We start from the raw sequence: 15,239 nt of genomic DNA, 5'->3' as shown, positions 1-15,239 counted from the left end.
AACTACGGCGCCGGTTGAAGCCTGCGCCGTAGCATCTACGGGTACAACGGGTACAGCAGCTGAATCACACGCCGCTAGACAGCAACATGTTACGGATGTGACCGATGGCCTTAGTCGGGTTCAGGCCTTTCGGACATACGTTGACGCAGTTCATGATCCCGCGGCAGCGGAATACGCTGAACGGGTCATCCAGCGAAGCCAGACGCTCGGACGTCTTGGTGTCACGGCTGTCTGCCAGGAAGCGATACGCTTGCAGCAGAGCAGCTGGACCCAGGAATTTGTCCGGGTTCCACCAGAAGGACGGGCAAGAGGTCGAGCAGCAAGCGCACAGGATGCACTCGTACAGACCGTCGAGCTTTTCACGCTCTTCAGGGGACTGCAGACGCTCGATGGCCGGAGCCGGCGTGTCGTTCTGCAGGTAGGGCTTAACCTTCTCGTATTGCTTGTAGAAGATGCTCATATCGACGACCAGGTCACGGATAACCGGCAAACCTGGCAGAGGACGAACGATCAACTTGTTGCCTTTCACGACAGCAGACAACGGTGTGACGCAGGCCAGACCGTTTTTGCCGTTGATGTTCATGCCATCGGAACCGCAAACACCTTCACGGCAAGAGCGACGATAGGAGAAACCTTCGTCCTGCTCTTTGATCAGGGCCAGCACGTCCAGCACCATCAGGTCTTTACCACCGGTATCAACCTGGAATTCCTGCATGAACGGCGCGGCGTCCTGATCAGGGTTGTAACGATAAACGCTGACTTGCAACATGGCGGCCACCCTTAATAAGTCCGAATCTTAGGTTCAAAAGTCGGAACAGTCTTCGGCGAGAAGTTCACAGCACGCTTGGTCACGCGCTTGTCACCCGGGAAGTACAGGGTGTGGCACAGCCAGTTTTCGTCGTCACGGTCTTCGAAGTCTTCACGGGCGTGAGCACCGCGGGACTCTTTACGTACTTCTGCAGCGATGGCGGTAGCTTCTGCCACTTCCAGCAGGTTCTGCAGCTCAAGCGCTTCGATACGTGCAGTGTTGAACGCCTGCGACTTATCGTTGATCTTGACGTTGGCGATGCGCTTGCGCAGGTCAGCCAGCTGGGCAATACCCTTCTGCATGTATTCGCCGGTACGGAATACACCGAAGTAGTTCTGCATGCAGTTCTGCAGCTCGCGACGCAGGGTAGCCACGTCTTCGCCTTCAGTACGGCTGTTCAGTGCGTTCAGGCGCGACAGGGCAGCTTCGATATCGGCTTCGGTAGCGTCGTCGTATTCGATGCCGTCGGTCAGTGCTTTTTCCAGGTGCAGGCCGGCAGCGCGGCCGAACACCACCAGGTCGAGCAACGAGTTGCCGCCCAGACGGTTGGCACCGTGAACCGATACGCAAGCCACTTCACCCACTGCGAACAGACCCGGGATGATGGTGTCAACGCCTTCGGCGTCCTGTGTGATCGCCTGACCATGAATGTTGGTGGCAACGCCGCCCATCATATAGTGGCAGGTCGGAACAACCGGAACCGGCGCAACAACCGGGTCAACGTGCGCGAAAGTCTTCGACAGTTCGCAGATGCCTGGCAGACGGCTATGCAGCACTTCCTCGCCCAGGTGGTCGAGTTTGAGCATTACGTGGTCGCCATTCGGACCGCAACCGTTGCCGGCGATGATTTCTTTAACCATCGAACGAGCAACCACGTCACGACCGGCAAGGTCTTTGGCGTTCGGAGCATAACGCTCCATGAAACGCTCGCCGTGCTTGTTGATCAGGTATCCACCTTCACCACGGCAACCTTCGGTGACCAGTACACCGGCGCCGGCGATGCCGGTCGGGTGGAACTGCCACATTTCGATGTCTTGCACCGGAACGCCAGCACGCAGTGCCATACCAACGCCGTCACCGGTGTTGATCAGGGCGTTGGTGGTCGAAGCGTAGATACGACCTGCACCGCCGGTAGCCAGTACGGTGGCCTTGGCACGGATGTAGGTGGTTTCGCCGGTTTCGATGCAGATGGCGATCACGCCGACGAACTCGCCTTCGCCGTTCTTCACCAGATCGACAGCGTAGTACTCGTTCAGGAACACGGTACCGGCTTTCAGGTTGCCCTGATAAAGGGTGTGCAGCAGAGCGTGACCGGTACGGTCGGACGCAGCGCAGGTACGCGCAGCCTGGCCGCCTTTACCGTAGTCCTTGGACTGACCACCGAATGGACGCTGGTAGATACGACCTTGCTCGGTACGCGAGAACGGCATACCCATGTGATCCAGCTCGTAAACGGCAGCCGGGCCTTCCTGACACATGTATTCGATAGCGTCCTGGTCACCGATGTAGTCGGAACCCTTGACGGTATCGTACATGTGCCAGCGCCAGTCATCGTTCGGGTCAGCGGACGCGATGGCACAGGTGATGCCGCCCTGGGCGGAAACAGTGTGCGAACGGGTCGGGAAAACCTTGGTGATCACGGCAGTCTTGTGACCGCCCTGTGCCAGTTGCAGCGCTGCGCGCATGCCGGCACCGCCACCACCAATAATGATGGCGTCGAAAGAAATCGTTGGAATGTTAGCCATGAATCAGATACCCCAGAGAATCTGCACGCCCCAGACGAAGTAAGCGAACATCGCAACGCCGCAGACTGCCTGGAAAAGGAAACGTATAGCCGTCGCGGACTTGCCGAACGCCATTGGCGTCAGGTAGTCGGTCGCGATGGTCCACATGCCGACCCAGGCGTGAGCGCCGAGGGCAACGAGGGCCAGGAGGCTGAAGATACGCATTCCGTTATGGGCGAACAGTTCATGCCACTGGGCGTAATCGATGCCAGGGTTGGCCGCGATGTATCCGATCAGGAAGATGAAGTAAGCCGCGAGAACGACCGCAGACACACGTTGCGCCATCCAGTCATAGAGGCCCGAACGCGAGAGGTTCGTGACGTTAGTTACCATATCCAAACTCCTGCCAGAACGATTACCACCACGGAAACGGCGATAACGATTTTCGAGCCCAGCTTGCCGCCTTCCAGCGTCTCACCGATGCCCATGTCCATGATCAAATGGCGCACACCGGCTACCAGATGATAAAGCAGAGCGGACAGGATGCCCCATGTCACTAGCTTGGCTAGCGGACTGGTCAGACACGCTTTCACCTGACCGAAGCCTTCCTCAGAGCTCAGCGACTTGTCCAATGCATAAAGCATGATGGCAAGGCACACGAAGAGGATGACACCGGAAATACGGTGAAGGATGGACGTGTAAGCAGTGACTGGGAGTTTGATGGTCCTTAGGTCTAGGTTTACAGGTCGTTGGCTTTTCACGGCTTTTTTTTCACACTGAAGAGCCCCTAACAATCAGGGCAAAGTTGTTGGGGAGTGCACTGGTCAGGTAACCACCACCCAGGGATGCGACCCCCAATGAAAGCAAGCCCAAAAGCCCTTGGCGGTCGGTGGCCGAGTATAGACAGTTAGGCTACTAATGACAACGCGTTCACCTTCCCCTAATAGCTGATTGCACAAGTTGGATAAAAGGCGTAAATGGCAGTCAATTTCGAGGAAAAAGTACGGTTAAAGCCTTTAGCAGCAAGACTTTAGGCAAATTGACATTCAAATTTATCTCACTATAGTGGTGCGGGCCCTGCGTGGGGGGTCTGTCTGATGATTTCAAGCATAAATAGGAGGCCACATGGCTGACAAAAAAGCGCAGTTGATCATCGAGGGCGCAGCCCCCGTCGAGCTGCCCATTTTAACCGGCACCGTTGGTCCCGATGTTATCGATGTTCGGGGTCTGACGGCCACGGGCCGCTTCACCTTTGACCCAGGCTTCATGTCGACCGCTTCTTGCGAGTCGAAGATCACCTATATTGACGGTGACAATGGCATTTTGTTGCATCGCGGCTATCCGATCGAGCAGTTGGCTGAAAAGTCGGACTACCTGGAAACCTGCTATCTGCTGCTCAACGGCGAACTGCCGACCGCAGAACAGAAGGCCCAGTTCGTCAGCACCGTGAAGAACCACACCATGGTTCACGAGCAGCTGAAGACTTTCTTCAACGGCTTCCGTCGCGACGCTCACCCGATGGCCGTAATGTGCGGCGTAGTCGGCGCCCTCTCGGCGTTCTACCACGACTCCCTGGACATCAATAACCCGCAGCATCGCGAAATTTCCGCGATCCGCCTGGTTGCCAAGATGCCTACCCTGGCAGCGATGGTTTACAAGTACTCCATGGGCCAACCCATGATGTACCCGCGCAACGACCTGTCGTACGCGGAAAACTTCCTGCACATGATGTTCAACACCCCGTGCGAGATCAAACCGATCAGCCCGGTACTCGCCAAGGCCATGGACCGGATCTTCATCCTCCACGCCGACCACGAGCAGAACGCTTCGACCTCCACCGTACGTCTGGCTGGCTCTTCGGGCGCCAACCCGTTCGCCTGTATCGCCGCCGGTATCGCTGCACTGTGGGGCCCTGCCCATGGCGGCGCCAACGAAGCCGTACTGACCATGCTCGATGAAATCGGCGATGTTTCGAACATCGACAAGTTCATTGCCAAGGCCAAGGACAAGAACGATCCGTTCAAACTGATGGGCTTCGGTCACCGCGTTTACAAAAACCGCGACCCACGCGCCACCGTGATGAAGCAGACCTGCGACGAAGTGCTGCGCGAACTGGGGATCAACAACGATCCGCAACTCGAACTGGCCATGCGCCTGGAAGAGATCGCTCTGACCGACCCGTACTTCATCGAACGCTCGCTGTACCCGAACGTCGACTTCTACTCGGGGATCATCCTCAAGGCGATCGGCATTCCAACCAGCATGTTCACCGTAATCTTCGCCCTGGCGCGGACCGTCGGCTGGATCTCCCACTGGAAAGAAATGCTCTCCAGCCCGTACAAGATCGGCCGCCCGCGCCAGCTGTACACCGGCTACGAGTCGCGTGACATCACCAAGCTGGAAGACCGTAAGTAAGATCTGTCTTGCTGTAGCGTGTTGAGTTGTACCGGAGACGGCCTCTGCTTTTTATATAAAGAGCAGGAGGCCGTTTTTGTTTGTGCGCCTTTTTCGCAATTGGTTCTTTGCTCGGGTACATATCCGTTTTTTCTGTAACGGCCACTTAGGGTTCCGCCCTTACGGCGGGTCACTTGGAAAAACGGAACGCCGCCCGGCCCCAAGTAACCAAGGGCTCTTGCCCCTGACATTCGGTGCCTCGCCGTGGCTCGGCATTCCCTCGCTCCGGTCCTGCTCCGTGGGCCCGCCGCCATCGGCCATCCATGGCCGGGGGCGGCTAACCCGGCATCCATGCCGGGTTGCCCACTGCGCAGAACCTCCTCTCGGCCTCACGAGGGAGCCTGCACCGCAACAGCGTCCGAGGCGGCCTACCGGCCGGCCTGGTTCTGATGTGTACGCGCCCTCCCTGTAGGAGCTGTCGAGTGCAACGAGGCTGCGATCTTTTGACTCTGTTTTTTAAAGGCAAGATCAAAAGATCGCTGCCTTCGGCAGCTCGGAGTGATACATCCGCGAAATCTGGCCGGCAGGCAGGCCGCCATCGCTGGCAAGCCAGCTCCTACAGTAAATCGGCTACATCCACCAAATTCAGGCCGATTACCGCCCAATAAAAAAATGCCCCGATCTCTCGACCGGGGCATTCCATTCAACACATCTTAAACAGTCAAACCCAAACGCTTAGTGCGAAACCGCCCCACTCGCGCCCAGGCCAGTCTGCGAACGAACAAACTGCGGGAAAAACAGCGCCCGCTCATTGTCAGCCGCCGTCGACTTGTCAGTGATCGAGAAGAACCAGATACCGACAAAGGCAATCATCATCGAGAACAGCGCCGGGTACTCATACGGGAAGATAGCCTTCTCGTGATGCAGGATCTGCACCCAGATGGTCGGACCAAGCACCATCAAACCGACCGCACTGATCAGCCCCATCCAGCCGCCGATCATCGCACCGCGAGTGGTCAGCTTTTTCCAGTACATGGAAAGCAGCAGCACCGGGAAGTTGCAGCTCGCCGCGATGGAGAATGCCAGGCCGACCATGAACGCAATGTTCTGGCTCTCGAACAGGATACCCAGACCAATTGCCAGCACCGCCAAGGCGATGGTGGTGATCTTCGAGACGCGAATCTCATCCTTCTCGTTGGCTTTGCCTTTCTTGATCACGCTGGCGTACAGGTCGTGGGACACCGCCGAAGCACCGGCCAGAGTCAGACCAGCTACCACTGCCAGAATGGTCGCGAACGCCACCGCCGAGATGAAGCCCAGGAAGATACTGCCACCGACCGCGTTGGCCAGGTGCACCGCCGCCATGTTGTTGCCGCCCAACAGCGCGCCAGCAGCATCTTTGAAGGCCGGGTTGGTGCTGACCAGCAGGATCGCGCCGAAGCCAATGATGAAGGTCAGGATGTAGAAGTAACCAATGAAACCAGTTGCATACAACACGCTCTTGCGAGCTTCTTTAGCGTCACTCACGGTGAAGAAGCGCATCAGGATGTGTGGCAGGCCAGCGGTACCGAACATCAGGGCCAGACCAAGGGAGAACGCCGAGATCGGATCTTTCACCAGGCCGCCCGGGCTCATGATCGCTTCAGCTTTGGGGTGAACCTTGATCGCTTCGGAGAACAGCATGTTGAAGTCGAAGTTAACGTGCTTCATCACCATCAGCGCCATGAACGAAGCGCCGGACAGCAGCAGGACTGCCTTGATGATCTGCACCCAGGTGGTCGCCAGCATGCCGCCGAACAACACGTACATGCACATCAGGATACCGACCAGGATCACTGCAACGTGGTAGTCGAGACCGAACAGCAGCTGAATCAGCTTGCCGGCACCCACCATTTGCGCGATCAGGTAGAACGCCACCACCACCAGCGAACCGCACGCGGACAGCGAGCGAATCTGGGTTTGGCCCAGGCGATAGGACGCCACGTCGGCAAAGGTGTACTTGCCCAGGTTCCGCAAGCGCTCGGCGATCAGGAACAGAATGATCGGCCAGCCCACCAGGAAGCCGATCGAGTAGATCAGACCGTCGTAGCCGGAGGTGAACACCAGCGCGGAAATGCCCAGGAAGGATGCTGCCGACATGTAGTCACCGGCAATCGCCAGACCGTTCTGGAAACCGGTGATCTTGCCGCCAGCGGCGTAGTAGTCGGAGGCCGAGTTGTTTTTCTTGGACGCCCAGTAAGTGATGCACAAGGTTGCGCCGACGAACGCCACGAACATAAGGATCGCGGCGACGTTCAGCGGTTGTTTCTGCACGGCGCCGGTCAGGGCGTCAGCCGCCCAGGCGCCCGGTGCGAAGGCTGCGATGCTCAACAGAGCCATTAGACGCCGGATCATTGCTGAGCCTCCTTGAGAATCGCATTGTTCAGGTCGTCGAATTCGCCGTTGGCGCGTCGCACGTAAATAGCGGTCAGGACGAAGGCCGAGATAATCAGCCCGACACCGATCGGTATACCCCAGGTAATCGATGACTCAGGGCTGATTTTCGCCCCCAGCACATGCGGCCCGTAGGCAATCAAAAGGATGAATCCGGAGTAAAGCCCTAGCATGATCGCCGAAAGAATCCAGGCGAATCGTTCCCTCTTGCTAACCAGCTCCTTGAAGCGCGGGCTGTTTTGAATCGAGAGGTAAATGCTGTCGTTCATTGTTTTTATCCTCGCAGCACAGATTTAGTTGGAACGGTATCCACTCTATGCGGCTGCGGGGCAGGTTCCAGACGACCTTAGTCTTAGAACGCCATGACATATCTGCCAATTGTAGGAGCGAGCTTGCTCGCGATGAATTTGGAGGCACCGAGTTTTTCCCGGCGGCACGCGTTAACGTTCACGCCCATCGCGAGCAAGCTTGCTCCTACAGAAAAGAAAAAGGGCCACTAGGCATAGAATGCCCAGCGACCCTGGAAGAGACTGACCTGAAGCATCAACTCAGATTATTTAGTCCAATCAGCCACGCGCTCCGGGTGTTTAGCGACCCAGTCCTTCGCCGCCGCTTCAGGTTTGGCACCATCCTGAATCGCCAGCATGACTTCGCCGATTTCGTCTTTCGACGCCCACTGGAAGTGCTTCAGGAACTTGGCCACTTCCGGTGCTTTGGTTGCCAGCTCTTTGCTGCCGATGCTGTTGACGGTTTCAGCAGCGCCATACACGCCTTTCGGGTCTTCCAGGAAACGCAGTTTCCACTTGGCGAACATCCAGTGCGGCACCCAACCGGTCACGGCGATGGATTCGTTTTTCTTCTCGGCGCGAGTCAGCTCGGCAATCATGCCGGCGCCGGAACTGGCCTTGAGTTGATAACCGGTCAGGTCGTAATCCTTGATGGCCTGCTCGGTCTTGAGCATTACGCCTGAACCGGCGTCGATACCAACGATGCGGTTCTTGAAGGTGTCATCGGTTTTCAAGTCGCCGACTGTCTTGGCTTTCACATACTCCGGTACGATCAAACCGATTTTCGCGTCTTTGAAGTTGGGGCCGTAATCGACAACCTGATCCTTGTTCTTGGTCCAGTAATCGCCGTGTGTCACTGGCAGCCACGCCGATAGCATGGCGTCGAGCTTGCCGGTCGCCACGCCTTGCCACATGATCCCGGTGGCGACGGCCTGCAGCTTCACGTCATAACCGAGCTTCTGTTTGATCACTTCGGCGGCCACGTGAGTGGTCGCAACGCTGTCGGACCAGCCGTCAACATAACCGATGCTCAGGGTCTTGCTCTCGGCATTGGCGAATGTGGAGCCAACCGCAAGTACCAGAGCGGCACTCGCGCCTAAAAGTCGTCGCATCTTCATCGTTACTTCCCCGAAAGTGCTGCGCTCGACGGGTGCCGAGCCGCGTCAACGTATAGTTATCGTGCACAGCGCCCCCATCACGCCTCACTGCAAACTCGCTCGAACATCAGCGGAGCACTGACACTCCGATCATCAACCTCGCGCCAATGACGACCTGCTCTGCCAGCGACCTCAAAGCAACGAGAAACGACATCAGAACGCCATTAACCCTGAGCACGACAAACACTCCGGCCGATCCGCCCGAACTTTGCATGTCAAAATCATGCAGGCCCCCAAGCACGCGGTAAATGCAGGTAACATGCGCCGCTTTGCTCCCACACGGTCTGACCATGTCCGCGACTCCTCGATTCCCTTTTGCTGCTTATTTTTTCGCTTGCCTGCTGGGTCTGTTCGCGCTCTGCGGCTTTTGGTACGGGCTTGGCAAACCGGTGATTTTGCCGGACGTGGCCAGCGCGACGCACAAGCTGCAGTGCGCCTCCTACACGCCATTCGATAAAGACCAATCACCGTTCGATGTGCCGTTCAATTTGCGTCCCGAGCGCATGGACGCTGACCTCGCGCTGCTGTCCAAGAGCTTCGAATGCATTCGTACCTACTCCATGACCGGCCTCGAAGCGTTGCCGGATCTGGCGCGCAAGCATGGCTTGAAGTTGATGATCGGCGCCTGGGTGAACAGCAATCCGGTGGACACGGAAAAAGAGGTCGATATGCTGATCGCCTCGGCCAACGCCAACGCCGACGTGGTGAGCGCGGTGATCGTCGGCAACGAAGCCCTGCTGCGCAAGGAAGTTACCGGACCACAACTGGCCAAGCTGATCAACAAAGTCAAAAGCCAGGTCAAACAACCCGTCACTTATGCCGACGTCTGGGAGTTCTGGCTCAAGCATCCGCAAATCGCCCCCGCCGTGGACTTCCTGACCATCCACTTGCTGCCGTACTGGGAAGATGATCCATCGAACATCGATGCCGCCCTGCAACATGTGGCCGAGGTACGCCAGGTGTTCGGCAACAAGTTCGCGCCCAAGGACGTGATGATTGGCGAAACCGGCTGGCCGAGTGAGGGCCGCCAGCGTGAAACCGCGCTGCCGAGCCGGGTTAACGAAGCCAAATTCATTCGTGGCTTTGTCACCATGGCCGAGCAGCAAGGCTGGCATTACAACCTGATCGAAGCTTTCGACCAGCCGTGGAAACGCGCCAGCGAAGGTGCAGTCGGCGGTTACTGGGGATTGTTCGATGCCGACCGCCAGGACAAAGGCGTGCTGGCCGGGCCGGTGACGAACGTGCCGTACTGGTCGCAATGGCTGGTGGTGGGTGGTTTGATTTTCATCGGCACGCTGCTGCTTGGCGGTCGGGTTCGTAGCACGCGCGCGGCTTTGATACTCCCGCTTTTCGGTGCACTCGCCGCCTGCTCGCTGGGTGCCTGGGGCGACCTGGCGCGGGTCACCACTCGCTTCAACAGTGAATGGTTGTGGGTCGGTTTGCTGACCGTGTTGAATCTGCTGATCATTGCCCATGCGGCGCTTACGCTGAGCTCACGCACCGGATGGCGTGAAAGCGCTTTCAACTTTTTGGAGCGCCACGCTGGATGGCTCGTCGCAGCTTCCGGTTTTGCGGCGGCAGTGATGATGCTCGAACTGGTGCTCGACCCGCGTTATCGCAGCTTCCCGAGTGTCGCGTTTGTCGTGCCAGCACTCGTCTACCTATGCCGCCCGGTGAGCGTGCAGCGTCGGGAGATTGCGCTGCTGACCTTCATTATCGGGGCCAGCATTGCACCGCAGTTGTTTCGTGAAGGGCTGCAGAATCAGCAGGCTTGGGGTTGGGCGTTGGTGAGTGTGTTGATGGTGGCGGCGTTGTGGCGTTGCCTGCGAGTTCGCAAGGCTTGAATTAACAGCGAAGCGTACGGCCCCATCGCGAGCAAGCTTGCTCCTACATTTGATTTTTGTCGCACGCCAATTTTGCGTTCGCTGAAGATCTACTGTAGGAGCGAGCCTGCTCGCGATGGCAATCTATCAGGCGCTACGAGACGCCCGAACCAACCGCAACCCCGCAACCACCACCGCAAACACCGCCAAGGTCGTGTTGTACAACGCCAGCGCGGGTAACCCGAACACCAGCGCCAGTACCGCCAGCCACCACCCTGCCCGCCCCGGCACAACGAAACCGATAATCGCAGCCGCCAATGCAGCCCATCCCAGGACGGCGAAGTGAATCATCAACCCCAGATTCGAACGTACCTGACATTCCCAACGGCTTGTCTCGTCAACGCAAATGCCAACCCATTGCGCATCCTCCATGAAGCCATAACGCGCGCCATAACTGGCGGCCAGCCAGACAGGCAGCAAAACAAGCAGCAGGATCACGGGCAGGCGACGGGACATGTAGCACTCCAATTGACGAAAAAACGGCGGCCAGCTTAATCGCACACAAACGATTCGCAAGCTATAACAACTGTTAACTGGTCATTCAATCGCTGCAAAGTGTATCGTCCAGCTACTATTACTTCGAAATCCGCCCTGTTTGGTGCCGATGCATGGCACTTAGGCGCAAACCCTGTGGTCATAGCCTGCGAAATTCAATCGGCACCTTCTTCTAAGGGATCTAGTCATGCTCCGTTCCTTGCGCTTCGCCGCCCTCTTTGGCGGCCTTATATTGAGTGCGTCCGCACTGGCGGTCGATATAGACGCTGCCAGTTATGGCTATCCCCTCACCAATCCGTTCGAAGCGACCATCGCCACGACACCACCGGACCTGCGTCCCGAATTGCCGCTGGACGAAGACATCGATCAGTCGACACGCAGCATCACCCTGCGCCCCGAGCGGGCGTTTGAACTGCCGGACAACTTCTGGCCAGTGAAGAGCCTCAATTACCGCATCGCCACCCAGGACCATGCCGCTCCACTGATTTTCCTGATTGCCGGCACCGGCGCACGCTATGACAGCAGCCACAACGAATACCTGAAGAAGCTCTACTACAAAGCTGGTTATCACGTGGTGCAGCTGTCTTCGCCGACCAGCTTCGATTTCATCAGCGCCGCTTCGCGCTTTGCTACACCTGGCGTCACCAAGGAAGACGCCGAGGATATGTATCGGGTGATGCAGGCCGTACGGGCACAAAACCCGAACCTGCCGGTCACCGATTACTACCTGACCGGTTACAGCCTGGGTGCTCTGGATGCCGCCTTTGTAGCGCACCTGGACGAAACCCGCCGCAGCTTCAACTTCAAGAAAGTCCTGTTGCTCAACCCGCCGGTGAACCTCTACACCTCCATCACCAACCTCGACAAGCTGGTGCAAACCGAGGTGAAGGGCATCAACAACAGCACTACCTTTTATGAGCTGGTACTGAACAAACTGACCCGCTACTTCCAGCAGAAGGGCTACATCGACCTCAACGATGCCCTGCTTTACGATTTCCAGCAGTCCAAACAGCATCTGACCAACGAACAGATGGCCATGCTGATTGGCACATCGTTTCGCTTTTCGGCTGCCGACATCGCATTTACCTCGGACCTGATCAACCGCCGCGGCCTGATCACGCCGCCCAAGTTCCCGATTACCGAAGGCACCAGCCTCACGCCGTTCCTCAAGCGTGCGCTGCAATGCGACTTCGATTGCTACATCACCGAACAGGTGATCCCTATGTGGCGCGCCCGCACCGACGGTGGCAGCCTGCTGCAACTGATTGACCAGGTCAGTTTGTATGCGCTGAAAGACTATCTGCACAACAGCCCGAAAATCGCCGTCATGCACAATGCCGATGACGTGATCCTCGGCCCGGGCGACTTGGGCTTCCTGCGCGAGACGTTTGGCAAACGCTTGACTGTTTATCCACTGGGCGGCCATTGCGGCAACCTTAATTACCGCGTCAACAGCGACGCCATGCTGGAGTTCTTCCGTGGCTAAATATCTCCTGCTTCTCGCCGCGTTACTCTGTGCAAACATCGCCAATGCCGATAACAGCAAGGCCAACGCCCCCACCGTGGTCGACAGTGACGGCTTCAAGGAACCATTGAGCAAGCTGAAGATCAACCCGGGCCTCGATCAGCGCGAATTCGAACGCTCGACGCTCAACGCGCTGAACATCTACGACCCGCTGGAAGAGTGGAACCGTCGCGTTTACCACTTCAACTATCGCTTTGACGAGTGGGTGTTCCTGCCCGTCGTCAACGGCTATCGCTATATCACTCCGAGCTTCCTGCGCACCGGCGTCAGCAACTTTTTCAACAACCTTGGCGATGTACCAAACCTGTTGAACAGCCTGCTGCAGTTCAAGGGTGAGCGCTCGATGGAAACCACTGCGCGACTGCTGCTCAACACCACCATCGGCATTGCCGGCCTGTGGGACCCGGCAACTGCCATGGGCTTGCCGCGTCAGAACGAAGACTTTGGCCAGACACTGGGCTTCTACGGTGTACCAGGCGGTGCCTACTTCGTATTACCCATCCTTGGACCGTCGAACCTGCGGGACACGGGCGGCCTGATCGTGGACTTCAGCGCGGATTCGGCGATCAACTTTCTCAACGTATCCGAAGTCAGCTCCAACCATCCGGAAGTCTGGATCCTGCGCGGCATCGACAAGCGCAACCAGACCAGCTTCCGCTACGGTCAGCTGAACTCACCGTTCGAATATGAAAAAGTGCGTTACGTGTATACGGAGTCTCGCAAGTTGCAGGTTGCCGAGTAAGTCCGGCGCCCAAAAAACAAAAACAGTGTGGGAGCGAGCCTGCTCGCGATGACGGTGTGACAGACAACCTTTTTGGTGACTGACACGCCCTCTTCTCGAGCAGGCTCACTCCCACATTTGTTATGTGATTGCTTTCAGCCTTTCAGGGCTTTCCAGATTTTGCTTGCGACCATCACACCGGCCAGCACCACTGCACCCGCGACAATACCCGCCGCCGCATTCAGCAACATCGGCACGATAAACCCTGCCCCGCCCGCCCCCGCGCTGACACTTTCAATCCAGTGATGCACCACAGGCACACCATGGGTCAGGATCCCCCCGCCGACCAGGAACATCGCGGCCGTGCCGATCACCGACAGACTTTTCATCATGTAAGGCGCTGCCCGCAGGATCGCGCCGCCGATGCTTTTCGCCATCTGTCCGGGCTTCTGCGTCAGCCACAGCCCCAGATCGTCGAGTTTGACGATGCCCGCCACCAGGCCATAGACGCCGACCGTCATGACGATTGCGATGCCCGACAGCACGATTACTTGCTGGGACAGCGGCGCATCGGCCACGGTGCCGAGGGTGATCGCAATAATTTCCGCCGAAAGAATGAAGTCGGTGCGCACGGCGCCTTTGATCTTGTCCTTCTCGAAGGCCACCAGGTCGGTGGCAGGATCGGCCACCGCCTCGACCAGCTGCGCATGCTCGGCGGCGTCCTCGGCCTTGCTGTGCAGGAATTTGTGGGCGAGCTTTTCGAAACCTTCGAAGCACAGGTAAGCGCCACCGACCATCAGCAACGGCGTGACCAGCCACGGAACGAATGCGCTGATGGCCAATGCCGACGGCACCAGGATCAGCTTATTGATGAACGACCCCTTGGCGACCGCCCAGACCACCGGGATCTCCCGTTCGGCGCGCACGCCGCTGACTTGCTGGGCATTGAGCGCCAGATCGTCGCCGAGCACCCCGGCAGTCTTCTTGGCGGCCATTTTGGTCATCAACGATACATCGTCCAGTACGGTGGCGATGTCGTCGATCAGCACCAGCAAACTGCTTCCTGCCATGGGTCAGGTTTCCTTCTTCGATAAATGCGATGCAGCATAGCGCGGCGCAACAGGCTATGGTGCATTCTTGAGCGCCGCGCGAGCCCGGTGATACCATGCGCAACCGCCAGAACAGGCAAGGAACCACCGGCTTTATGAGCACAATCCGCGAGCGCAACAAACAACTGATCCTGCGTGCCGCCAGTGAAGAATTCGCCGACAAAGGCTTCGCTGCGACCAAAACCAGCGACATCGCAGCCAAGGCGGGATTGCCCAAGCCCAACGTCTATTACTATTTCAAATCCAAGGAAAACCTCTACCGCGAGGTCCTGGAAAGTATCATCGAGCCGATTCTCCAGGCGTCCACGCCCTTCAATCCGGACGGTGTTCCCAGCGAAGTGCTCAGCGGCTACATTCGCTCGAAAATCCGCATTTCCCGCGACCTGCCTTTCGCCTCCAAGGTGTTCGCCAGCGAAATCATGCACGGCGCACCGCACCTGAGCACCGACCTCGTCGAACAGCTCAACGGCCAGGCCAAACACAATATCGAGTGTATCCAGACCTGGATCGATCGCGGGCAAATCGCCCCCATCGACCCCAACCACCTGATGTTCAGCATCTGGGCCGCGACCCAGACCTACGCTGATTTCGACTGGCAGATCACGGCTATCACTGGCAAGGCAAAGCTGGACGAAGAAGATTATGAAGCGGCGGCGCAGACGATTATTCGGTTGGTGCTCAAAGGATGTGAGCCGGATTGATC

The 15,239-nt window shown here is 57.7% G+C and carries 14 protein-coding genes; 5 read left to right on the top strand and 9 right to left on the bottom strand.

Annotation, left to right across the window (positions count from 1 at the left end; all coding sequences use genetic code 11):
• Positions 1 to 64: 64 nt before the first annotated feature.
• The 4 genes from QMK58_RS09265 to sdhC are packed head-to-tail and all read right to left on the bottom strand — an operon-like array spanning position 65 to position 3,293.
• Positions 65 to 769 carry a succinate dehydrogenase iron-sulfur subunit gene (locus tag QMK58_RS09265; protein ID WP_008063297.1) on the bottom strand — a complete coding sequence of 235 codons (705 nt, stop codon included), beginning with the start codon at positions 767 to 769 and terminating at the stop codon, positions 65 to 67.
• 11 nt (positions 770 to 780) lie between these two features.
• Positions 781 to 2,553, bottom strand: a complete 1,773-nt coding sequence (gene sdhA, locus QMK58_RS09260) for a succinate dehydrogenase flavoprotein subunit (RefSeq protein WP_053156807.1) — start codon at positions 2,551 to 2,553, stop codon at positions 781 to 783.
• Positions 2,554 to 2,556: 3 nt separating this feature from the next.
• Complete coding sequence (gene sdhD, locus QMK58_RS09255; RefSeq protein ID WP_053156804.1) at positions 2,557 to 2,925, bottom strand: succinate dehydrogenase, hydrophobic membrane anchor protein; 369 nt, start codon at positions 2,923 to 2,925, stop codon at positions 2,557 to 2,559.
• Positions 2,919 to 3,293 carry a succinate dehydrogenase, cytochrome b556 subunit gene (sdhC, locus tag QMK58_RS09250; protein ID WP_032829628.1) on the bottom strand — a complete coding sequence of 125 codons (375 nt, stop codon included), beginning with the start codon at positions 3,291 to 3,293 and terminating at the stop codon, positions 2,919 to 2,921. The genes sdhD and sdhC overlap by 7 nt, the downstream gene beginning before the upstream one ends.
• Positions 3,294 to 3,657: 364 nt before the next feature.
• Here sdhC and gltA point away from each other — a divergent pair, with 364 nt between their 5' ends.
• Positions 3,658 to 4,947: a citrate synthase gene (gene gltA, locus QMK58_RS09245; RefSeq protein ID WP_053156800.1), complete on the top strand. Its 1,290-nt coding sequence runs from the start codon at positions 3,658 to 3,660 to the stop codon at positions 4,945 to 4,947.
• A 714-nt stretch (positions 4,948 to 5,661) separates the two neighbouring features.
• On the opposite strand, the gene QMK58_RS09240 is transcribed toward gltA, so the two are convergent.
• The 3 genes from QMK58_RS09240 to QMK58_RS09230 all read right to left on the bottom strand — a co-directional run bounded on the left by QMK58_RS09240 (position 5,662) and on the right by QMK58_RS09230 (position 8,764).
• Positions 5,662 to 7,320, bottom strand: a complete 1,659-nt coding sequence (locus QMK58_RS09240; RefSeq protein WP_053156796.1) for a cation acetate symporter — start codon at positions 7,318 to 7,320, stop codon at positions 5,662 to 5,664.
• Positions 7,317 to 7,628 (bottom strand): DUF485 domain-containing protein, encoded by a 312-nt coding sequence (locus QMK58_RS09235; RefSeq protein ID WP_053156791.1) that lies wholly within the window; start codon positions 7,626 to 7,628, stop codon positions 7,317 to 7,319. Before QMK58_RS09235 ends, QMK58_RS09240 begins: the two co-directional genes overlap by 4 nt.
• A 284-nt stretch (positions 7,629 to 7,912) precedes the next feature.
• Positions 7,913 to 8,764, bottom strand: coding sequence for a glycine betaine ABC transporter substrate-binding protein (locus QMK58_RS09230; RefSeq protein WP_320396176.1), 852 nt, complete (start codon positions 8,762 to 8,764; stop codon positions 7,913 to 7,915).
• A 287-nt stretch (positions 8,765 to 9,051) separates the two neighbouring features.
• Between QMK58_RS09230 and QMK58_RS09225 the strand changes: the two genes are divergently transcribed.
• Positions 9,052 to 10,647: a beta (1-6) glucans synthase gene (locus QMK58_RS09225; protein WP_053156786.1), complete on the top strand. Its 1,596-nt coding sequence runs from the start codon at positions 9,052 to 9,054 to the stop codon at positions 10,645 to 10,647.
• A 126-nt stretch (positions 10,648 to 10,773) separates the two neighbouring features.
• Here the strand turns inward: QMK58_RS09225 and QMK58_RS09220 are convergent, their stop codons facing one another.
• Positions 10,774 to 11,142 carry a hypothetical protein gene (locus QMK58_RS09220; protein ID WP_053156783.1) on the bottom strand — a complete coding sequence of 123 codons (369 nt, stop codon included), beginning with the start codon at positions 11,140 to 11,142 and terminating at the stop codon, positions 10,774 to 10,776.
• A 226-nt stretch (positions 11,143 to 11,368) separates the two neighbouring features.
• Between QMK58_RS09220 and QMK58_RS09215 the strand changes: the two genes are divergently transcribed.
• Both QMK58_RS09215 and QMK58_RS09210 read left to right on the top strand, forming a co-directional pair.
• Complete coding sequence (locus QMK58_RS09215) at positions 11,369 to 12,667, top strand: serine/threonine protein kinase (RefSeq protein ID WP_053156778.1); 1,299 nt, start codon at positions 11,369 to 11,371, stop codon at positions 12,665 to 12,667.
• Positions 12,660 to 13,448: a VacJ family lipoprotein gene (locus QMK58_RS09210; RefSeq protein WP_053156775.1), complete on the top strand. Its 789-nt coding sequence runs from the start codon at positions 12,660 to 12,662 to the stop codon at positions 13,446 to 13,448. Before QMK58_RS09215 ends, QMK58_RS09210 begins: the two co-directional genes overlap by 8 nt.
• Positions 13,449 to 13,582: 134 nt before the next feature.
• Here QMK58_RS09210 and QMK58_RS09205 read toward each other — a convergent pair whose 3' ends face one another.
• On the bottom strand, positions 13,583 to 14,497 hold the full coding sequence (locus QMK58_RS09205; RefSeq protein ID WP_053156772.1) for a DUF808 domain-containing protein: 915 nt from the start codon (positions 14,495 to 14,497) through the stop codon (positions 13,583 to 13,585).
• Between the two features lie 134 nt (positions 14,498 to 14,631).
• Between QMK58_RS09205 and QMK58_RS09200 the strand changes: the two genes are divergently transcribed.
• Positions 14,632 to 15,237: a TetR/AcrR family transcriptional regulator gene (locus QMK58_RS09200; RefSeq protein ID WP_053156767.1), complete on the top strand. Its 606-nt coding sequence runs from the start codon at positions 14,632 to 14,634 to the stop codon at positions 15,235 to 15,237.
• Positions 15,238 to 15,239: the final 2 nt, after the last annotated feature.

Source organism: Pseudomonas sp. P8_241, assembly GCF_034008315.1.
Lineage (GTDB): Bacteria > Pseudomonadota > Gammaproteobacteria > Pseudomonadales > Pseudomonadaceae > Aquipseudomonas.
Note: the sequence above shows the minus strand (reverse complement) of the source record. Positions and strands in the feature narration are given on the sequence as shown.

Excerpts from the sequence above, each read along its gene's own strand:
- QMK58_RS09265 (WP_008063297.1), bottom strand. The coding sequence starts at position 769 with ATGTTGCAAGTCAGCGTTTATCGTTACAACCCTGATCAGGACGCCGCG.
- sdhA (WP_053156807.1), bottom strand. The coding sequence starts at position 2,553 with ATGGCTAACATTCCAACGATTTCTTTCGACGCCATCATTATTGGTGGT.
- sdhD (WP_053156804.1), bottom strand. The coding sequence starts at position 2,925 with ATGGTAACTAACGTCACGAACCTCTCGCGTTCGGGCCTCTATGACTGG.
- gltA (WP_053156800.1), top strand. The coding sequence starts at position 3,658 with ATGGCTGACAAAAAAGCGCAGTTGATCATCGAGGGCGCAGCCCCCGTC.
- QMK58_RS09240 (WP_053156796.1), bottom strand. The coding sequence starts at position 7,320 with ATGATCCGGCGTCTAATGGCTCTGTTGAGCATCGCAGCCTTCGCACCG.
- QMK58_RS09235 (WP_053156791.1), bottom strand. The coding sequence starts at position 7,628 with ATGAACGACAGCATTTACCTCTCGATTCAAAACAGCCCGCGCTTCAAG.
- QMK58_RS09230 (WP_320396176.1), bottom strand. The coding sequence starts at position 8,764 with ATGAAGATGCGACGACTTTTAGGCGCGAGTGCCGCTCTGGTACTTGCG.
- QMK58_RS09225 (WP_053156786.1), top strand. The coding sequence starts at position 9,052 with ATGCAGGTAACATGCGCCGCTTTGCTCCCACACGGTCTGACCATGTCC.
- QMK58_RS09220 (WP_053156783.1), bottom strand. The coding sequence starts at position 11,142 with ATGTCCCGTCGCCTGCCCGTGATCCTGCTGCTTGTTTTGCTGCCTGTC.
- QMK58_RS09215 (WP_053156778.1), top strand. The coding sequence starts at position 11,369 with ATGCTCCGTTCCTTGCGCTTCGCCGCCCTCTTTGGCGGCCTTATATTG.
- QMK58_RS09205 (WP_053156772.1), bottom strand. The coding sequence starts at position 14,497 with ATGGCAGGAAGCAGTTTGCTGGTGCTGATCGACGACATCGCCACCGTA.
- QMK58_RS09200 (WP_053156767.1), top strand. The coding sequence starts at position 14,632 with ATGAGCACAATCCGCGAGCGCAACAAACAACTGATCCTGCGTGCCGCC.